This window comes from Streptomyces olivochromogenes, from assembly GCF_021538895.1.
Taxonomy (GTDB): Bacteria; Actinomycetota; Actinomycetes; order Streptomycetales; family Streptomycetaceae; genus Streptomyces; species Streptomyces olivochromogenes_A.
Genome location: NZ_JADDRL010000053.1, coordinates 1 through 18,766, shown reverse-complemented (window position 1 = coordinate 18,766; position 18,766 = coordinate 1). Strand labels below are relative to the sequence as shown.

At 72.7% G+C, this 18,766-nt stretch carries 15 protein-coding genes; 5 read left to right on the top strand and 10 right to left on the bottom strand.

Annotated features, from left to right (window positions below; translation table 11 throughout):
• Window positions 1-169: 169 nt before the first annotated feature.
• A complete protein-coding gene (locus IPZ69_RS25490) occupies window positions 170-1,522 on the top strand; it encodes an amidase (protein ID WP_235456782.1) in 1,353 nt (450 codons plus the stop codon).
• On the opposite strand, the gene IPZ69_RS25485 is transcribed toward IPZ69_RS25490, so the two are convergent.
• From IPZ69_RS25485 to IPZ69_RS25475, 3 genes are read right to left on the bottom strand one after another with little or no spacing between them, the layout of a single operon-like run.
• Complete coding sequence (locus IPZ69_RS25485) at window positions 1,513-2,133, bottom strand: hypothetical protein (RefSeq protein WP_235456781.1); 621 nt, start codon at window positions 2,131-2,133, stop codon at window positions 1,513-1,515. The genes IPZ69_RS25490 and IPZ69_RS25485 overlap by 10 nt on opposite strands.
• Window positions 2,130-2,636, bottom strand: a complete 507-nt coding sequence (locus tag IPZ69_RS25480) for a GNAT family N-acetyltransferase (RefSeq protein ID WP_235456779.1) — start codon at window positions 2,634-2,636, stop codon at window positions 2,130-2,132. The genes IPZ69_RS25485 and IPZ69_RS25480 overlap by 4 nt, the downstream gene beginning before the upstream one ends.
• Before the next feature lie 55 nt (window positions 2,637-2,691).
• A complete protein-coding gene (locus IPZ69_RS25475) occupies window positions 2,692-2,865 on the bottom strand; it encodes a hypothetical protein (protein ID WP_110633937.1) in 174 nt (57 codons plus the stop codon).
• A 448-nt stretch (window positions 2,866-3,313) separates the two neighbouring features.
• On the opposite strand from IPZ69_RS25475, the gene IPZ69_RS25470 reads away from it, so the two are divergent.
• Together IPZ69_RS25470 and IPZ69_RS25465 are read left to right on the top strand one after the other, a co-directional pair.
• Complete coding sequence (locus tag IPZ69_RS25470; protein WP_235456778.1) at window positions 3,314-3,718, top strand: HD domain-containing protein; 405 nt, start codon at window positions 3,314-3,316, stop codon at window positions 3,716-3,718.
• Window positions 3,719-3,743: 25 nt separating this feature from the next.
• On the top strand, window positions 3,744-4,565 hold the full coding sequence (locus IPZ69_RS25465) for an SDR family oxidoreductase (RefSeq protein ID WP_235456777.1): 822 nt from the start codon (window positions 3,744-3,746) through the stop codon (window positions 4,563-4,565).
• Window positions 4,566-4,602: 37 nt separating this feature from the next.
• On the opposite strand, the gene IPZ69_RS25460 is transcribed toward IPZ69_RS25465, so the two are convergent.
• The 6 genes from IPZ69_RS25460 to IPZ69_RS25435 all read right to left on the bottom strand — a co-directional run bounded on the left by IPZ69_RS25460 (window position 4,603) and on the right by IPZ69_RS25435 (window position 14,174).
• Window positions 4,603-6,096, bottom strand: coding sequence for an SDR family NAD(P)-dependent oxidoreductase (locus IPZ69_RS25460; RefSeq protein ID WP_235456776.1), 1,494 nt, complete (start codon window positions 6,094-6,096; stop codon window positions 4,603-4,605).
• Between the two features lie 170 nt (window positions 6,097-6,266).
• A complete protein-coding gene (locus IPZ69_RS25455; protein ID WP_235456823.1) occupies window positions 6,267-7,610 on the bottom strand; it encodes a wax ester/triacylglycerol synthase family O-acyltransferase in 1,344 nt (447 codons plus the stop codon).
• 146 nt (window positions 7,611-7,756) lie between these two features.
• Window positions 7,757-10,078, bottom strand: a complete 2,322-nt coding sequence (locus tag IPZ69_RS25450) for a GH92 family glycosyl hydrolase (RefSeq protein WP_235456775.1) — start codon at window positions 10,076-10,078, stop codon at window positions 7,757-7,759.
• Between the two features lie 884 nt (window positions 10,079-10,962).
• Window positions 10,963-12,183, bottom strand: a complete 1,221-nt coding sequence (gene glgC / locus IPZ69_RS25445) for a glucose-1-phosphate adenylyltransferase (RefSeq protein WP_235456774.1) — start codon at window positions 12,181-12,183, stop codon at window positions 10,963-10,965.
• 51 nt (window positions 12,184-12,234) lie between these two features.
• Window positions 12,235-13,395 carry a glycogen synthase gene (glgA, locus tag IPZ69_RS25440; RefSeq protein WP_235456773.1) on the bottom strand — a complete coding sequence of 387 codons (1,161 nt, stop codon included), beginning with the start codon at window positions 13,393-13,395 and terminating at the stop codon, window positions 12,235-12,237.
• Window positions 13,396-13,433: 38 nt separating this feature from the next.
• Window positions 13,434-14,174 carry a (2Fe-2S)-binding protein gene (locus tag IPZ69_RS25435; RefSeq protein ID WP_235456772.1) on the bottom strand — a complete coding sequence of 247 codons (741 nt, stop codon included), beginning with the start codon at window positions 14,172-14,174 and terminating at the stop codon, window positions 13,434-13,436.
• A gap of 228 nt (window positions 14,175-14,402) precedes the next feature.
• Between IPZ69_RS25435 and IPZ69_RS25430 the strand changes: the two genes are divergently transcribed.
• Window positions 14,403-15,545 (top strand): DMT family transporter, encoded by a 1,143-nt coding sequence (locus IPZ69_RS25430; protein ID WP_235456771.1) that lies wholly within the window; start codon window positions 14,403-14,405, stop codon window positions 15,543-15,545.
• On the opposite strand, the gene IPZ69_RS25425 is transcribed toward IPZ69_RS25430, so the two are convergent.
• A complete protein-coding gene (locus tag IPZ69_RS25425) occupies window positions 15,535-16,764 on the bottom strand; it encodes a transglycosylase family protein (protein ID WP_235456769.1) in 1,230 nt (409 codons plus the stop codon). The two genes, IPZ69_RS25430 and IPZ69_RS25425, sit on opposite strands and share 11 nt — an antisense overlap.
• 321 nt (window positions 16,765-17,085) lie before the next feature.
• On the opposite strand from IPZ69_RS25425, the gene gndA reads away from it, so the two are divergent.
• Window positions 17,086-18,525 carry an NADP-dependent phosphogluconate dehydrogenase gene (gene gndA, locus IPZ69_RS25420; protein WP_235456767.1) on the top strand — a complete coding sequence of 480 codons (1,440 nt, stop codon included), beginning with the start codon at window positions 17,086-17,088 and terminating at the stop codon, window positions 18,523-18,525.
• Window positions 18,526-18,766: the final 241 nt, after the last annotated feature.

The following is an 18,766-nucleotide window of genomic DNA, read 5'->3' as shown; positions in this document are numbered from 1 at the left end:
GGCGGGGCTCGGAGCACTGTCAATCGGGCGTCAAAAGAAGGCAGTTGAGAGATTGATCGGATGACCTGGTGGCCGATCGGCAGCCTCTCGACGCGGCGGGTGCGACCGTGCACAGTTCTCCCTACGTACCGACGAGTACGTGTACTGCCGAGTACCCCTAGGAGCGCCCGTGACCAGCTGGGTCGGCCGGACCGCCGCCGAGATCGCCGCCGCCGTACGCGAGAAGCGGGCCACGCCCCGCGAGGTGGTGGCCGACCATCTCACCCGGATCGAGCGGCTCGACGGGCGGATCGGCGCGTTTCGCGCGGTCCGGGCGAAGGCGGCACTGGCGGAGGCCGACGAACTGGCGGCCCGCTCCGACTTGGGCGAACTCCCCCTCGCCGGAGTGCCCGTGGCGGTCAAGGACAACCTGGCCGTACGCGGCGAGTCGACCCGAATCGGCTCCGCGGCGACCCCCGACACGCCCGTCGACGAGGACCATGTCACGGTGGCCCGGCTGCGGGCGGCGGGCGCGGTGGTCGTGGGGCTGACCAATGTGCCCGAGCTGTGCGTCTTCGGTACGACGGAGGGCGTGCACGGCACGTCACGCAACCCCTGGGACACCTCGCGCACGGCGGGCGGTTCGTCGGGCGGCAGCGCGGCCGCGGTGGCCGCCGGCCTGGTGCCGGTCGCGCTCGGCAACGACGGCATGGGCTCGCTGCGCATCCCGGCGGCCAACTGCGGCCTCGTCACCCTGAAGCCGGGGCACGGGGTGGTGCCGGCGGGGATCGGCAACGGCGACTGGTTCGGCATGTCCGAGAACGGGCCGCTGGCCACCACGGTCGAGGATCTGCGCCTGGTGCTCTCGGTGCTGGCGGACACGGAGTTCGTCCGTGCCGACGAGCCCGCCCCGCGCCGGATCGCGGTCTCACTGCGCAGCCCGCTGGTCGGCGTCACCGTCTCCGGACCGTATACGACCGCGGTCAAGGAGGCGGCCCGGCTGCTGGGCGGGGCCGGCCACGAGGTGCGGCGGGCGGATCCGCCGTTCCCGCTCTCCCTGGGGGTGACCTCGCTCCAGCACTGGACGGCGGGCACGGCGGTGGACGCGGCCGGTCTGGACCCGGCGCGGCTGGCCCGCCGGACCCGGATCCACGCGGCCGTGGGCCGTCGCTTCCTGCCCGGCGTCCGCACCGGCGACCGGCGCGAGCGCCTGCGCCGCCGGCTGACGCCCTTCTTCGCCGAGCACGACGTGCTGCTCACCCCGGCCCTGGCCCGCCGCTCGCCCAAGGCCGTCCCGTGGCACGAGCGGGGCTGGCTGCCCAACCTCCTCGTCAACACGAACTACTCGCCGATGACGCCCCCGTGGAACCTCACCGGCTGGCCCGCCATGGCGGTCCCCTTCGGCACCCTGCCCTCCGGCGCCCCCTGCGCCGTACAGCTGGTCGGCCGCCCGGGCACGGAGGAGGACCTGCTGACCCTGGCCGAGCAGCTGGAGCGGCTGCACCCGTGGCAGCGGACGGCGCCGCCGGCGGATCAGCGGTAGCGGAACTCACGCCCGTCGCGCAGGTCCCGGAGGGTGACGGAACCCGGGCCGGGCGGCGCCTCGCAGTACCGGCCGTGCAGGTCGAGGCCGGCGAGGTCGGTGGTGATCGCCGACCTCGGGGCGAAGTACCCGGGGTCGAGCGTGAGGGCGACGCGCGTGCCCGCCCCGGCGGGCGGGTCGAAGCTCCGGAGTTCCCCCGCCGGGCGGATCCCCGAGAGTTCCTGCCGGACGCCGTGGCCGTCCCGCCACACCTCGACGACGGTCCGCGCGCCGAGCGCGGCCGCCGCGCCGCTGGTCCAGCGGTCGGGACCGAGCAGCGTGCCGTAGTACCCGAACCGCGGTCGGCCCGGGCCGTCGTCCAGGGCGTCGGCCAGGTCGTCCGTGACGGCGAAGGCGAGGTCCCCGCGGATCTCCGCCAGGACCCGTGAGGTGTGGTCCGGGGCCAGTCGGGGCGCCGGGTGGAGAGCGTGCGTCAGGATCCGGCACAGCACCCGGGTGGCCAGGCCGGGGTGATCACGCGGGAGGTCGAAGTACATCGCCGGCCTCCGGCGCACGTGTGCGTCGAACTCGATGATCTCGATGTCGGCGGCGCTGTACTCTTCGGCCGTCACGCGTCTGCGCCCTCCGGCCGGTCGAGCGCCTTGTACATGATGTGCAGCCCCACCCTGCCGTGGCGGGGATGGTCGTACGCGTCGGGAACCGTGGCAAGGACGGTGAAACCCAGGGACTTCCACAGGACGACCGCGGGGTTCGTCTCCACCACGGCGTTGAAGACCATCGCGTGGTAGCCGTGGGTGCTCGCCTCGCTGAGGACGTGCTCGGCCAGGGCCCGGCCGATGCCCTGGCCGGTGCGGTCGGGGTCGACCATGAAGCCCGCGTTCGCCACGCCCGCGGCGGGTCCGCCGTAGTTCGGGGCGAGGTAGGCCGAGCCGACCACGGCGCCGGTGTCGTCCTCGGCGACGTAGACCCTCTTGGCCGGGCTCATCCACAGGGCGCGGGCGGCCTCCTCGGAGGTGTCGGGGTCCCAGGCGTACGTCTCGGCGGCGGCGACGATCCGGTGCCAGAACGGCCAGATCCGCGGCCAGTCCTCGGCAACGGCGTCTCTGATCGGCATGGGCGTGAGTCTCGCACGCCCATGCGACGGCGATCGCGACGGACCGACCCGGGGGTCAGTCCACGCTCGGCAGGATGTGGGGTTCGGCGAGGTCGTCCTCGTAGCCCGCGAGGCGGATCGGGGCGGACCGGGCCCACACGTCCAGGCTGCCGAGTTCTCCGGGCCGGCGGCCCGCGCGCTCCGTGCGTTCCTTGGGGCGCTGATCGCGATTCGTCTTCTCCGGTGTCACCGCGCACTCCTTATGTGTCGGGTAACCCTCGGGCATACCGGCCGGTCTGCGTTTCGGCGCCGCACGCCCGCTCGGGTCTGGATGGAAGGCCAGTTCGGACGCGGTGGCGCCGGTCACTCGTGAGAGCAGGCCGTGATGATCCGGCTTGTCCCGGGACGGACCGTGGGTGTGGGTGGAACCCCGTGCTGCTGTCCGTCGCCTCCCAGATTAACCAAATGAGCGGGGGTCCGCTCGATAGGGAATGCAAACAAGACGTAACTATCCGGCCCCGGGCCGTGCTCCATCAGCACCATTTTGCGACTGTTTGTTACATGATGGGTGGTTTGGAATCACCCAGTTGGCTTACAGTGACGGCCACGTTGCTCAGTTCAAGTGCCGTTGGCCGAGTCGAAAGCTCGCCATGATCTGCTGACTTTCGGCAACGTCCGTCTCGCGGGAGGACTGACGCATGGAGCTGCGCAGCGTCGATGAGCTGATGGATCTGTTGTACGCCTGCCCGCACCAACACGCACTCCGCACCGCCGCCCTGCTGCGCCGCAGCCGTCCCGCCGACAAGGAGCTCCAGGTGGCCGGGCTGGTGCACGACATCGGCCGGATGCTGCGCCCCGGGGACGAGACAGGCCAGGTGGTCCGCGCCGCCGAGGCGGTGCGCCCCCTGCTCGGCGAGCGGGTCTCCCGCCTCGTACGCCACCAGCGCGGGCCGGTCGGCCGCGCCGACGACGACCTGGTCCGGCTGCGCCAGGCGGACGAGGAGGGCCGGTCCGTCGGTTTCGACGCCGGGATCCTGGAGGACTGGCGCACAGTGCTGGAACTGGTGGCGGCCCGCAACTCGCCGCTGGGGGCTGTTGACTGACGGTCCGTCATGAGACGGTACGGCGATGACGTCGTCGTACGGGATCGAGGGCAGGGCGGCCGTCGTCACCGGGGGCACCCGCGGGATCGGGCGTGCCGTCGCCGGGGCGCTCGCGGCGGCCGGGGCACGGGTGTGCGTGACCGGACGCGACGCGGACGACGTGCGGCGCGCGGCCGCCGAGCTGGGTGGGATCGGCCTGGCCGGCAGCGTGGCCGAAGCCGATCATGCACGGCGGGTGACCGACCTGGTCCTGCACGAGTTCGGGCGCATCGACGTCGTGATCAACAACGCGGCGACGAACCAGCCGTACGGACCGCTGATGGACGTGGATCCGGCGGCCTGGCGCGCGGCGTTCGCCGTCAATGTGGAGGCGCCGCTCAACCTGGTGCGGTGCGCCTGGCGGGGGTGGATGCGCGAGCACGGCGGGGCCGTGGTCAACATCTGCACCGAGGGTGCCGAGCACGTCGGGCCGCGGGTCGGGGCCTATGGGACCAGCAAGGCCGCGCTGCTCCATCTCACCCGGCAGCTCGCGGGCGAGCTCGCGCCCCGGGTGCGGGTCAATTCCGTCTCCCCCGGGCTCGTCCGCACCGAGCTGGCGCGGTTCGTGTGGGAGCGTGGCGAGGACGAGGTGGCCGCCGGGCTGCCGCTGGGGCGGATCGGGGAGCCCGAGGACGTCGCGCGGGCCGTACTGTGGCTGGTTTCGGACGCGGCGGACTGGATCACGGGCGCCGATCTGCTGGTGGACGGCGGGACCCGCGTGCGGGCCGCGTCCGGCGCGGGACCGTACGCGGTGCACGAAAGACTTCGCGGGCTGCCCGATGATCCGGGCCCCCGCGCGGGCCGGTGAACGCTCCGCGCGGGGATCGCGGGTCACGCGTCGCGGGTCACCACCGGCCCGGCTCGTAGTCCTTCAGGAAGACGCCGTACACGTCCTCGCCCGCCTCGCCGCGCACCACGGGGTCGTAGACGCGGGCCGCGCCGTCCACGAGGTCGAGCGGGGCGTGGAAGCCGGCCTCGGCGAGGCGCAGCTTGTCGTAGTGGGGGCGCTCGTCGGTGATCCAGCCGGTGTCGACCGAGGTCATGAGGATGCCGTCGGTCTCGAACATCTCCTGGGCGCTGGTCCGCGTCACCATGTTCATCGCGGCCTTGGCGGCATTGGTGTTCGGGTGGCCGGCGCCCTTGTAGCCGCGTGCGAAGACGCCTTCCATCGCCGAGACGTTGACGACGTACGAGCGTCCGCGGGCCGCCTTCCTCGCGGCCTCGGCCATGGCCGGGCGCAGCTTGCTGATGAGGATGAACGGAGCCGTGTAGTTGCACAGCTGCGTTTCGAGGAGCTCCACCGGGGAGATCTGCTCGATGCTCTGCACCCAGGTGTTGGTGTCGACGACGTCGGGGACGAGGCCGCCCGCGTCGATGGCGGTGCCGTCGAGGTGCCGGGCGACGCTGGCGTTGCCCGCGACGAGGGCGAGGTCGGCCACCTTCTGCGCGTCCAGGCCGCTGGTGCCGAGGGGCAGCGCGGCGATGCCGTCCACGGCGCCGGAGCCGAAGGCGCCGATGACGTGGTGGGCGGGGAGCTCCCCGGCGGGCAGCGGGGCACTCTCGCCCTCGACCAGGGCCGCGTACGCGGAGGGCAGCCGGCGCACGGTCTGCGTCGCGTTGTTGATGAGGATGTCCAGCGGGCCCGCCTCGGCCACCTGCTCGGCCAGGGCCACGGCCTGCGCCGGGTCGCGCAGGTCGATACCGACGACCTCCAGCCGGTGCATCCAGTCCGCCGAGTCCTCCATCGCCTTGAACCGGCGGATGGCGTCCTTGGGGAAGCGGGTGGTGATGGTCGTGTGCGCGCCGTCGCGCAGCAGGCGCAGGGCGATGTACATGCCGATCTTGGCGCGGCCGCCGGTGAGCAGGGCGCGCTTGCCGCTCAGGTCGGCCCGGGCGTCGCGCTTGGCCCGGTTCATCCGGGCGCAGTCCGGACAGAGCTGGTGGTAGAAGTAGTCGACCTCGATGTAGCGGGCCTTGCAGGTGTAGCAGGAGCGAGGGCGCTGGAGTATCCCCGCGATCCGGCCCGCCTCGGTGATCGACGACGGCAGGATGCCCTCGGTCTCGTCGTCGATGCGCTGGGCGGAGCCGGTCGCCGTGGCCTCCGTGACCGCCTTGTCGTGGGCGGTCTTGGCGGCCCGGCGCTCCTGGCGGCGGCGCTGCTTGACCGTGCGGTAGATCCCGGCCGTGGCCCGGCGCACCGCGATGGCGTCGGGGTGGTCGACCTCCAGCTTCTCGAGCTCTTCGAGCACGCCGAGGCAGACGGCCAGGCGCTCCGGATCGATGCCGGGGCCGTAGACCGCCTCGTCCTCGGCCATCGGGCCGTCCTGTGTCACCGTCATCGCGCTGCCGTTTCCCTGGTCACCCGCGGCGCTCCGACTCGCGTCCGCTTTCGAACGGGGAATTTTACGGAGCGTCCGGCCGTGCCGCCAAACCCGCCCGCGCACTGGACGCCGGCGGGTGCGCTCCGGGGGCGGACGAGCCGGGGGACGGCGAGCCGGGGAACACGCGATCAGGACTCGCAGGCCGCGATCAGCGTCTCCAGCTCGGCGGTCACGGCCCGCGCCAGCACGTCGAGGTCCGGCACGGCCCGTGCGTCGGCGACGAGGCCGTAGTGCACCCGGCCGCGGTACGTCGAGATCGCCACCGCCAGGGACTGGCCGCGGGCGAGCGGCGCGAACGGATACACCTCGGTGAGCGGGTGGCCGCCCAGCTTCAGGCCGAGGCCGGGCAGGGGCACGCTGGTGACCAGGATGTCGAACCAGAGCCGGGCGGCCTGGCTCATCAGCGGTCCGCCGAGCCGGTGGCCGAGCGCGGGCACGTGGTCGGCGAGCAGGGCGACGGCACCGGCGCCCCGGTTGGGCCCGGCGTCCTTGTTGCGGTCCATCGCCGTGCGGACCGTACCGAGGCGCCCGAGCGGGTCGGGGTCGCCGACGGGAAGCCGTATCAGGTAGCCGGAGAGCCGGTTGCCCTGCGGGTGGGCGCTGCGCGGGCGGCGTTTGGAGACGGGGATCAGGGCGCGGGGCGTCACGCCCTCGCTGCCGTCGCCGCGCTCGTCGAGCCAGCGGCGCAGGGCACCGGCGACGACGGCGATCAGGACGTCGTTGACGGTGCCGCCCACGGCCTTGCGGACGCGGTGCACCTCGTCGAGGTCGAGGACGACCCCGGCGGTGCTCCGGGTGCCGGTGGGCTCGGAGGTCAGCGCCGCGGAGGACCGTACGCCCAGGGTGGACAGGGCGACGGAGGCGCCGATGTCCAGGGCCCGGCCCGCGTCGGACAGGGCGCCCCGCAGCAGGCCGGGCAGCTTGCGCACGTCGGGCAGCGGACCGCGCGGGGGCTCGACGGCGCGGGGGGCGCGCCGGGGCAGGTCGATCGGGTCCAGGACGCCGGCGGCGAGCTTGAGCGCGCGCAGGCCGTCGGCGAGCGCGTGGTGGAACTTGAAGAGCACGGCGAAGGACACGCCGTCCTCGCCGGGCAGCACGTGCGCCTCCCAGGGCGGCCGGCCGCGCCCGAGGGGGCGTTCCATGAGCCCGCCCGCGACGGCGTGGAAGTCGGCGGTCGGGGCGTGCAGCCGTACGTGGTTCATCGGGTCGAAGTCCGGATCGGCCTCGCGGGTCGCGCCGCCGAAGGCGAGCGGGAGCGCCAGCGGGGAGCCGATCGGCTGCCACACGTCGCGGATGCGCATCCGCAGGCCGGGCACGGCGGCTGCCCGGGCGGCGAGCAGGTCGGCGGCGTGGGCGCCGGCGGTGGGCGAGTGCGCGGAGAACACGCCGAGCGCGCCGAGGTGCATCGGGTGCCCCTCGGACTCGATGTTCCAGAACGCCAGGTCGAGGGGAGCGAGCAGGTCGGAAGTCAAGGGCTTGCCTCGCATCGACGGTGGGTGGGTCAGCAGTCAACCTCTGCGAAGCGATTACGGTCAAGTACGATCAAGCTACGCACAGTTAACAGCAGATTAAGTCCCCACCCTTCGGGAGAAGGGTGGGACGTATGAGGCACGTGGGGTCACTTCAGCACCGGTGGCGCCGCCTTCGGTGACGTACCCCACTCGGACGGGCGCGGCCCGACCGTGAAGGCGAGCGAGCGCAGGGTGCGGAGCGTACGCGTCGTCAGATAGGTCCGCCCGTACGGCGCTTGGTCCGTGCGGACCGACTGGACGTAGCGCTCGGCGTCCGAGGTGCCGGGCGCAGTCACCGTCAGGCCCCCGCTCGGCCAGTACCGGCGGTCCAGGGCGAGGTCGACGCGGTCGAAGACGGGCGTGGACAGGCCCCAGGTGCCGTAGCCGGGCTGGACGGGGAACAGACCGATCGACGACAGCACGTTCCAGGCGGACATGGTGCCGAGGTCATCGTTCCCGGTCATGCCCGTCGGGGTGTCCGTGAAGAGCGTCAGCGCGGCGTGCACCACGTCCGTGGTCTTCCAGGGCTGCCCGGTCGACAGGTAGGTGTACGGGGCGATGAGGTCGGGCTCGTTCTGCGGGTTGTACTTGTCCGCGTTGTAGTAGTCGTACGCGTTGCCGTGCACCCACACCTCGCGGGCGGTGCGCTCCGGGTCGGCGAGCAGCCGGTCGTAGGCGAAGAACGCGTCGAGGCGGTCGTTCGTCGCGCGTGCGCCGCCGATCAGGCCGATCAGGCCGGGCAGGTCCTGCGGCACCAGCCACTGGTACTGCCAGGCGGTGCCCTCGTGGAAGCCCACGCTGCGGGCCGGGTCGGCCGGTCCGGCGAAGGCGCCGGACGCGTCGCGGGCGCGGAAGAATCCGGTCGTCGGGTCGAAGACGTTGCGGTAGTTCCGTGCGCGGGCCGCGTACCGGGCGGCGTCGTCGAGGTGGCCGAGGCCGCGGGCCATCTGGGCCAGCATGGCGTCCGACAGCGCGTACTCCAGGGTGACCGAACCGCCCTGGTGGTAGTCCGAGTCGCCGAGCTTCGTCTGCGGGCGGCCCTTGACGTACGGGGCGAAACCGCCCGCGATGTACTCCGCGTTGGCCTCCCGGCCGGCCATCGCGAGGCCGGCCGGCGGCACGCCGTCGGCGTTCTGCCGCAGCACTCGGTAGGCCCGCTCCTCGAACCCGTGCAGCAGGCCCTGTTGGTACGCGGTGGTCAGGAACGGGGTCACCGGGTCGCCGGTCATGATGTTCGTCTCGGCCGTGGCGTAGCCCCACTTGGGCAGCCAGCCGCCCTCCTCGGCGATCCGCACCACGGACAGCGCCATGTCGCGGGCCTCGCGGGGAGCGAGCAGGGAGAGGAGCTGGGCCTGGGTGCGGTAGGTGTCCCACAGGGACCAGTTCTGGTAGTACGTGAAGCCCAGCGCGCGGTGGACCCGCAGGTCCCAGCCCCGGTAGCGCCCGTCCGCGTCGCTGCCCACGTTGGGGGCCAGGAACGAGCGGTACAGGGACGAGTAGAAGGTGCGCCGACGGGTCTCGTCGCCGCCCGCCACGCGGACGGTGCGCAGGCGTCGCTCCCAGGCCCGGCGGGCCGCCTCGCGGACGGCGTCGAACGAACGGCCGCCCTCCGCACGGAGGTTGACGGCCGCGCCCGGCCGGTCGACGTAGGACAGCGCGGTGGTCGCCGTGACGGTGCGGTCGCGGGTGGTGTCGAAGCGGACGTAGGCGCCGTCGCCGCCGGTCCGCGAGCCGGGGGTGAGGGTGGTGCCGTTCCAGGTGCCGTACGCGGTGAACGGCCGGTCGAAACGGGTGATCGTGTGCACGGTGTACGGCAGGGTGTTCCGGCAGAAGCCGCGGCCGGTGATGGTGGTGCGTACGGTGCGGTCGTCGAGGATCTCGACCTGGCTCGACACCTTCTTGTGCAGCGACTGGCCCGCGTTGAGCAGGACGTTGGCCTTCTCGGTGGCCGGGAAGGTGTAACGCTGCACGCCGGTGCGCGGCGTCGCGGTCAGTTCGGCGCGGATGCCGGAGGCGAGGCCCACGCGGTAGTAGCCGGGGCTCGCCTGCTCGTCGTCGTGGCTGAACTCGGCCGCGTAGGCGGCGTAGTCCGTCTGTGTGACGTCCCCGGTGGTGGGCAGGACCGGCAGGTCGCCGCCGATCCGGCAGCCGACGCCCGAGAGGTGGACCAGGGAAAAACCCCGGATGCGGTGCTGCGCGTGGTCGTAGCCGGTGCTGTGCCCGGTGTCCGGCGAGAGCTGCACCATGCCGAAGGGCACGGCCGCGCCGGGGAAGGTGTTGCCCTCGTTCTGGGTCCCGATGAACGGGTTGACCAGGTCGGTGAGGTGACCGTCGGTCGGCTCGGCCGCCCGTACGCCGGGGGCGGCGAGCAGCGCGGACGCTGTCATCACCCCGGCCAGGCACAGACTCGTACGCCGGGTCCGTCTCATGTCGGATGACCTCCGATGGTTCGACATCGCTGTCTGCATCGTGAGGGCCGAAGATCTAGAACCCGGGCATCCGGACCACATCACAGTAAACGCGTCGCACCCGAACTCACGGCCTCCGGACAGGCGTACGAGATTCACGGGGGCGCGTTGCGGGGAGCGGGGCCGCCGGGCAGGGGTGTCATGCGGGGTGCGCCAGCAGCGGAGGGGCGGAGGTCGGCGGGTGCGGTCAGGCCGGGGTCGCGTCGGCGAGGTGGAGTCGCATCGGCCTCAGCGGCGTTGGCGAAGCGGAGCACGGGGGCTGCGACATCGGTACCGAGCGAAGGCAGGCAGGCCGCAGCAACGGTCGCGATGCGAGGACACGTCGGCCGAAGCCGCCGTGACCAGGCGACGGCAAGCAGGACGCGCAGATCCCTTCGGGCAGACGGCAGCCCCGCCGCGTCAGCGCCATGGGCGACGACGCCATGCCCGACGCACCGACCGCACGCAGCGACGGCGTCGAGCCGACGGAACCCAAGCCGCGGCGGCGTTGAGCCGGAGGCGCGCGGGTCGGGCCGATGCAATCGGCGGAGGCAGCATGCCCGACCCGCCTGCCGCACCCCGCTCCTTGCAGCACTGGTGTCGTGCCGCGAGCACACGGGCCGCGGTGGCAATAGCGCGGCAGAGGCACACAGGCCCGGGGAGGCACATGGGCCGGGGCGGCGTCCTCGGCCAGACCGCATCGCCGCCTCGTCGGCCGCCCTCCCCGTCTGCACCCGGGAGATGCGCCGCCTCTCCCCCGTCAACGCCCGGGGAATGCGCCGCCTCTTCCCTTCGAGGCCCAGGAGGGCACCGCCCCTCCCTCCCCTCAGCGCCCAGGAGACACACCGCCCCCCTCCCCGCGCCACCTAAGAAACCCGCTGCCCCTTCCCGAGCGCGATCACGCCGCCCTTCGAGACCGTGTACAGCTCCGTGTCCCGCACCGGGTTGACGCCGATGGTCGCGCCGGGCGGTACGTCGACGTTCTTGTCGAGGACCGCGCCCCGGACGACCGCGCCGCGGCCGATGTGGACGTTGTCGTGGAGGACCGAGCCCTGGACGACGGCGCCCGGGTCGACGACCACGCCGGGGGACAGTACCGAGCGGGTGACCTGGCCGCGGATCAGGCAGCCCGCGCTGATGATGGACTCGCTCGCGATGCCGCCGGCGTTGAAGCGGGCCGGTGAGAGCTGGCCCTGGTGGGTGTAGATGGGCCAGCTGCGGTTGAAGAGGTTGAAGGCGGGGCGCTCGGCGATCAGGTCCATGTGGGCGTCGTAGTAGGCGTCGAGCGTGCCCACGTCCCGCCAGTAGCCCTGGTCGCGGGCGGTCTCACCGGGAACGTGGTTGTCGCCGAAGTCGTAGAGCTGCGCCTCCCCCCGGCCGGTGAGTTGGGGCAGGATCGAGCCGCCCATGTCGTGCACGGAGGACTCGTCCTCGGCGTCCCGGTGCAGCGCCTCGATCAGGGCCTTGGTGGTGAAGATGTAGTTGCCCATGGAGGCGAAGACGCAGTCGGGCGCGTCCGGCAGCCCGGGCGGGTCGGCGGGCTTCTCAAGGAAGCGCTCGACGGTCTGCCCGTCGGAGCCGGCGGTGATCACCCCGAAGGCCGAGGACTCCGAGCGCGGCACCCGGATGCCGGCCACCGTCACGCCCGCGCCGCCGTCGATGTGCTGCCTGAGCATCTGCCGGGGGTCCATGCGGTACACGTGGTCGGCGCCGAACACCGCGACGTAGTCGGGCTGTTCGTCGTGGACGAGATTGAGGGACTGCAGGATCGCGTCGGCGCTGCCCAGATACCAGCGCGGTCCGAGCCGCTGCTGCGCCGGTACCGGAGTGATGTAGTTGCCGAGCAGACTGGACATCCGCCACGTAGTGGTGATGTGCCGGTCCAGCGAGTGCGACTTGTACTGGGTCAGCACACAGATGCGCAGCACGTCGGCGTTGACGAGGTTGGACAGGACGAAGTCGACGAGACGATAGGTGCCGCCGAAGGTGACCGCCGGTTTGGCCCGGTCCGCGGTCAGCGGCATCAGCCGCTTGCCCTCCCCGCCCGCCAGCACGATTCCGAGAACTGAAGGTCCACCACGACGCATGGTCGCTCCCCTCACCCTGGTTGCCCCAACACTGCCCGGGACCGCCGCGGACTAAGCCTGCTTGAGGATCTCCTCGTACAGCCGCACCGTGCGCCGCGCCACCGTGTCCCAGCCGAACTCGCCCCTCGCGCGCTCCCGTCCGGCCTCGCCCATCCGCCGGGCCGTCTCCCGGTCCCCGAGGACGGTGTCCAAGGCCCGTGCTAGGTCCGCCTCGAAGACGTCGTCGTCCTCGTCCACCGTCACCAGGAGACCTGTCTTGCCGTCCTCGACGACCTCCGGGATCCCGCCGACCCGGGAGGCCACGACGGGCGTTCCGCAGGCCATCGCCTCCAGGTTCACGATGCCGAGCGGCTCGTACACCGAGGGGCAGACGAACACGGCCGCGTGCGTGAGGAGTTGGATGACGTCCGCGCGCGGGAGCATCTGCGGGATCCAGTGCACGCCCTCGCGGACCCGGCTCAGCTCCCGGAACAGATCGCGGAACTCCTGGTCGATCTCGGGGGTGTCGGGCGCGCCCGCGCACAGCACGACCTGCGCGGCCGGGTCGATGTCCCGTACCGCGCGCAGCAGATGGGGCACGCCCTTCTGCCGGGTGATACGGCCGACGAACAGGACGTAGGGACGGGACGGGTCGAGGCCGACACGGCCGAGGACGTCGGTTCTGCGGTCCGGCCGGTAGAGCGTGGTGTCGATGCCGTTGTGGACGACGTGCACGCGGGCCGGGTCCAGGGCCGGGTAGCAGCCGAGGATGTCCTCGCGCATGGCGCCCGAGACGGCGATCACCGCGTCGGCGGCCTCGATCGCGGTGCGCTCGGCCCAGCCGGACAGGGCGTATCCGCCGCCCAGTTGCTCGGCCTTCCAGGGGCGCAGCGGTTCCAGGGAGTGGGCGGTCATGACGTGCGGGACGCCGTACAGGAGCTTGGCGACATGACCGGCGAGGTTGGCGTACCAGGTGTGGGAGTGGACGAGTTCGCGGCCTTCGAGCGCGGCGGCGATGGCGAGGTCCACGGAGAAGGTGCGCAGCGCGTCGTTGGCGGTGTCGAGGGCGGACCAGGGACGGTGGCGTACGACGCCGACGCCGCGGCCCTCGCCCCAGCAGTGCACCTCCAGGTCGACCAGCGACACCAACTCCCGTGCCAGGAACTCGACATGGACGCCCGCGCCGCCGTACACGTCCGGGGGGTACTCCCGGCTCAGCAGTCCCACTCGCACCCGTAACCCCCTGGTCTCAGCGGCCGGTTCTCTCATGGTCACCCAGATGCGGCGCCCGGGGAAGAGCGCGGCGGCCGTGTGAAGCAACAGTCGCCGCACAGGCCGCCGCCGGGCACGCGGTAGTAGAGGCAGCAGCTGCGGCGCCGGAAGGGGGTGCCGGTGAGGGTGCCGGTCGCGCTCAGCAAGGGGTGTTCGAACAGCTCGGCGGTGAGGGTACGGGCGCGGTCGGCCACGTCGGTGCGGCCGGCGGCCCGTGCCCACCGGTCGAGTTCGCGAGCCGCTCCGGCCAGCGCCGAGCCCGCGTTGCCCCACAGCAGCCCCGTGGCGACGCCGTAGCGGCCCCGCAACGCCTCCCCCAGGGGCCGCAGGTGACCGTCGAGCACGGCGGCCGTGAGGCCGGCCGCGTCGCCGGGCAGCGGGCGCACCTCGGTCAGCCACAGGTCGTCGGGGGCGGCGGCTGCCGCGTCCCAGCGCAGCAGGGCCGGTTCGAGGTCGGGCAGCCGGCCGTGGAGGGCGGCGCAGCCGAGGGCCACCGACCACAGCCGGGCCGCGAGCCCTTGGTGGGCGATGGACGCGGCGACCCGTGGCTCCCGGGTGCGCAGACGCTGTCCGACCACCTCGACACGGAAAGTCAGCGGACTCCCGTAAACATCCGACTTGGCTTGTCCATAGCTTTCCGCCAGGGTCGGAATCCGGCCGCGGGCGCTGTCTTCTGCCGTCCGTAGGACGAAGAATCCGCCGAGAGCGCGGAGGGCGGCGAGATCGGGGTCGAGGTCCACGAGGTCGAGTAGTACCAGCTCCGCACAAGGCCCTCTTTAGTGGGTCTCAACCCGACGTCGCCCACCCTGGGGATGAGCGAGGCACGGGGATACTCCATCGGCAGTAGGACCCAATGCCTGCTCAGGTACGACGACGGGAAGAGCAGGACCGGGCAGAGTGTTCACCATGGAAGCCGACCGTTCGCCGCGCCGGGCCCAGGGCCCCGGCCTCACGCAGAGGAGCAGAGCATGAGTGCCCTCGCGTTGTCCGTGGTGCTGTCGTTCGTCTCCGCCGTCGCGTACGCGGGCGGAGCGATCGTGCAGGAGCAGGTCGCGGTGTCCTCCCCCGACGGGCAGTACGCGCCGCTGCGCAGGCCGAGCTGGTGGGCGGCGGTGGCGCTGAACGGGCTCGGCGGACTCCTGCACGTGGTGGCGCTGGCCTACGGCCCGCTCAGCCTGGTGCAGCCGCTGGGTGCCCTGACGATCGTGTTCGCGCTGCCCATGGCGGCCCTCTTCGTCGGCCGCAAGGCCGGGGCGACCGCCTGGCGGGGCGCGATCATGGCGACGGTCGGCCTGGCCGGCCTGCTGTCCTTGGTCGGCACCGCCGACGGGCACTCCCTCGATCCGGCGCAGCGCGTGGCCGTGGCACTGGTCACCGGCGGCGCGGTCGTGGCCCTGATGCTCGCAGGCCGGGCCGCGCACCGGCACCCGGCGGTGCGCAGCGTCCTGCTCGCCACCGCGTCCGGCATAGCCTTCGGCATGTCCTCGGTGTTCACCAAGACCGTCGCGGTCGACTGGACCGGCGGCGTCTCGCTCACCGAGGTGCCGTCCCTGGCCGTGATCGGCGTGTTCGCGGTCGCCGGCGTGCTGCTGTCGCAGGCCTCCTACCGGGGCGGCGGCCTGGCCGCGCCGCTCGCCACGCTGACGGTGGTGAACCCGGTGCTGGCCGCCGCGGTCGGCATCACCATGTTCGGCGAGACCTTCCGCTACGGCTCCACGGGCACCGCGCTCGCGCTGAGCTGCGGTGTGGTGGCGGCGGGCGGTCTGATCCTGCTGACCACGGAGCGGCTGCAGAGCGCCCCGGAGACGACCGGGACGCAGGCGCTGCCCGAGGCCGGGACCGGGATCGCCGGGACCACCATCCCGCAGGAGCTCGCCCTCGCCGAGCCCGCGACCACCGTCGCGGTCCCCGTACGGGCCGGGGAGCCGGTCGGGGAGGCGCTCGTCACCCTGCCCCACCAGCGGGTCGCCTCGGAGCCGGACACGGCCCGCGAGGAGGTTCCCGACCCGGCGTACGTCTACGGCCTCCAGGCCCCCTACAACGCCTTCTACACCGGGCTGTACGTGCCGCTCCCCGTCCTGGACCGGCGCCGTTCGCGGGTCAAATCCTGACGCCGCCGGCCCGGAGGTACGCCACCGGGTCGATGTCCGTGCCGAAACCGGGCCCCGTCCGCACCTCGAAGTGCAGATGCGGGCCCGTGGCGTTTCCGGTCGACCCCGAGCGGCCGAGGCGCTGCCCCGCCGTGACGCTCTGCCCGGCCCGCACGGAGATGGCCGACAGGTGGGCGTACTGGGTGTAGCGGCCGTCGGCGTGCCGGATGACCACCTGGTAGCCGAAGGAGCCGCCCCAGCCGGCGGCGACCACGTGGCCGGCCGCGACGGCCTTGACGGAGGTGCCGGTGGGCACCGGGAAGTCGACCCCGGTGTGGTAGCCCTTCGACCAGTGCGACCCCGCCACCCGGTACGGGGTGCCCAGGGCGGCGTGCACCGGAGCGACCATGGAGTGGCCGCTCGTCGACGGCGCGTGGGTGTGGTGCGTGGAGGTCGTGTGGGTCCCGGGCGAGGGCTTGTGGGTCTTCCTCGGCTTCGTCGTAGAGGACTTCGAGGACTTCGCGGACTTCGAGGGCGCGGCCGGGGCGTGCGTGTCGGCCGCCGGGGCGGCCCCGCCCCGCAGGTTCAGCCGCTGCCCCGGCAGGATCAGGTCGGGGTCCGGCCCGACCGTCGTGCGATTGCCGGCGTACAGCCGCTGCCAGCCGCCCTGGACGTGCTCGTCCCGGGCGATGCCGGAGAGCGTGTCGCCGTGCACGACCGTGTACATCTCCGCCCGGCCCGCCCGCGACTGCGGCGTGTTCTGCGGCTGTACGTCCCGTACGGAGCTCTTGGCCGGACGCGCGGCCGTGTGCGTGGCGGGGCGCGTGGCGGTGCTCTCCGTGTGCAGGCCGGGGGTGTCGCCGCCCGCGGTGAGCCCGGCGCGCACCGAACACACCGGCCAGGCACCGGGTCCCTGCCCGTCGAGCACCTTCTCGGCGACGGCGATCTGCTGGTCCCGGGTGGCCAGGTCCGCGCGCGGGGCGTACCTGGTGCCGCCGTAGGCCTCCCAGGTGGACTGGGTGAACTGGAGTCCGCCGTAATAGCCGTTGCCGGTGTTGATGCTCCAGTTGCCGCTCGACTCGCAGGCGGCGACCTTGTTCCAGGTGGCCGCGTCGGCCGCGTCGGCGGTCCCGGCGGCGACCAGCGGGATCGCGATGCCGGCGCCGCCCGCCGTGACGGTGAGCGAGGCGCGGTTGATCCTGTTCGGCTGGTACCGGCGGTGCCGGCCGCTTGCGGCCATGGAAAGCCCCCTCGACATGCGTCAGGAGGGGCAAAAGTAAGCGCTGCGAACAGGCCATGACAAGACGGCAATCGGTCGCCCGGATACCACAAGTGGCCAGGAATCGGCCCTCGTTGGCCGGATCACCCGAAGCAGCTGAGGCGTGGGGGGTCTTCCGTGCGTAATCAAGCCTGGCGGGTCGGATGTGCGCTCGCCGTACCGGCACGTCAGGATGGTCGCAGCGGCAGTACGGCAATACTCAGCACTACCGGCACCACCTTTTCGCAGCATCTACTGTGCAGGATCTACGGGATCCGCTGGGATCCCTGAGGAGCAGGCGGTATGAGCACTTCAGCGCAGATCGGCGTCACGGGTCTCGCGGTCATGGGCCGTAACCTCGCCCGGAATTTCGCCCGCAACGGCTACACGGTCGCGGTGCACAACCGGACGTCGTCGCGGACGCACGCGCTGGTGGAGGAGTTCGGGAACGAGGGCGACTTCATCGCGGCCGAGACCGCCAAGGAGTTCGTGGCGGCGCTGGAGCGGCCGCGCCGGCTCGTCATCATGGTCAAGGCGGGCGGTCCGACCGACGCCGTGATCGAGGAGTTCGCCCCGCTCCTGGAGCCCGGCGACATGATCATCGACGGTGGCAACGCGCACTTCGCGGACACCCGCCGCCGGGAGAAGGCGCTGCGCGAGCAGGGCATCCACTTCGTCGGCATGGGCGTCTCCGGCGGCGAGGAGGGCGCCCTGCACGGGCCGAGCATCATGCCCGGCGGCCCGAAGGAGTCCTACGACTCGCTCGGCCCGATGCTGGAGAAGATCTCCGCCAAGGCCGCGGACGGCGCCCCGTGTGTCACGCACGTCGGCCCGGACGGCGCCGGTCACTTCGTGAAGATGGTGCACAACGGCATCGAGTACGCCGACATGCAGCTGATCGGCGAGGCGTACCAGCTGCTGCGCGATGTGGCCGGGTACTCCCCCGCGCAGATCGCGGACATCTTCCGCACCTGGAACACGGGCCGGCTCGACTCCTACCTGATCGAGATCACCGCCGAGGTGCTGTCGCACGTGGACGCGGCCACGGGCAAGCCGTTCGTGGACGTGGTGGTGGACCAGGCCGAGCAGAAGGGCACCGGCCGCTGGACCGTCCAGATCGCCCTCGACCTCGGCGTCCCGGTGTCGGGCATCGCGGAGGCGGTGTTCGCCCGCTCCCTGTCCGGCCACGCGGCGCTGCGCGAGGCCTCGCGGGGCCTGGCCGGGCCGAAGCCCGCCCCGCTGAGCGAGTCGGAGGCGGCCGCCTTCGCCGACCGCGTGGAGCAGGCGCTGTACGCCTCGAAGATCGTGTCCTACACGCAGGGCTTCCACGAGATCGCCGCCGGCAGCGACGAGTACGACTGGAACATCGACCTCGGCGCGGTCTCCGCCATCTGGCGCGGCGGCTGCATCATCCGCGCGGCCTTCCTGGACCGCATCCGCGCCGCGTACGACGCCCGCGCGGACCTGCCGAGCCTGCTGTCCGACGAGACGTTCGCGCAGGAGATCGCGGCGGCGCAGGACGACTGGCGCGAGGTGCTGATCGCGGCGACCCGGCAGGGCGTGCCGACGCCCGGCTTCGCCGCGGCGCTCGCCTACTACGACGCCCTGCGTGCCGAGCGGCTGCCCGCGGCGCTCACCCAGGGCCAGCGGGACTTCTTCGGTGCGCACACCTACCGGCGTGTGGACCGGGACGGGTCCTTCCACACGCTGTGGGGCGGGGACCGCTCGGAGGTCACGGCCTAGTCGCCGCTGTTCGCCCGGGGGCGGTGGATGCCCTCGGGCGGCCCGGTGGCGGTGGATGCCCCCGGGCGGCCCGGTGGCGGTGGATGCCCCCGGGCGGCCCGGTGGCGCGGGTGTCGGGTGACCGCGCCCGGGCCTGCCGGGATTTGGCCGCACCCACGTTCACGTGAGCGGTGGCCCCGGTTCCGGGCTCGGTACCGGCTCCGGGCCGGGCGGGATCGGTGACGGCGAGGGCTCCGGGGGC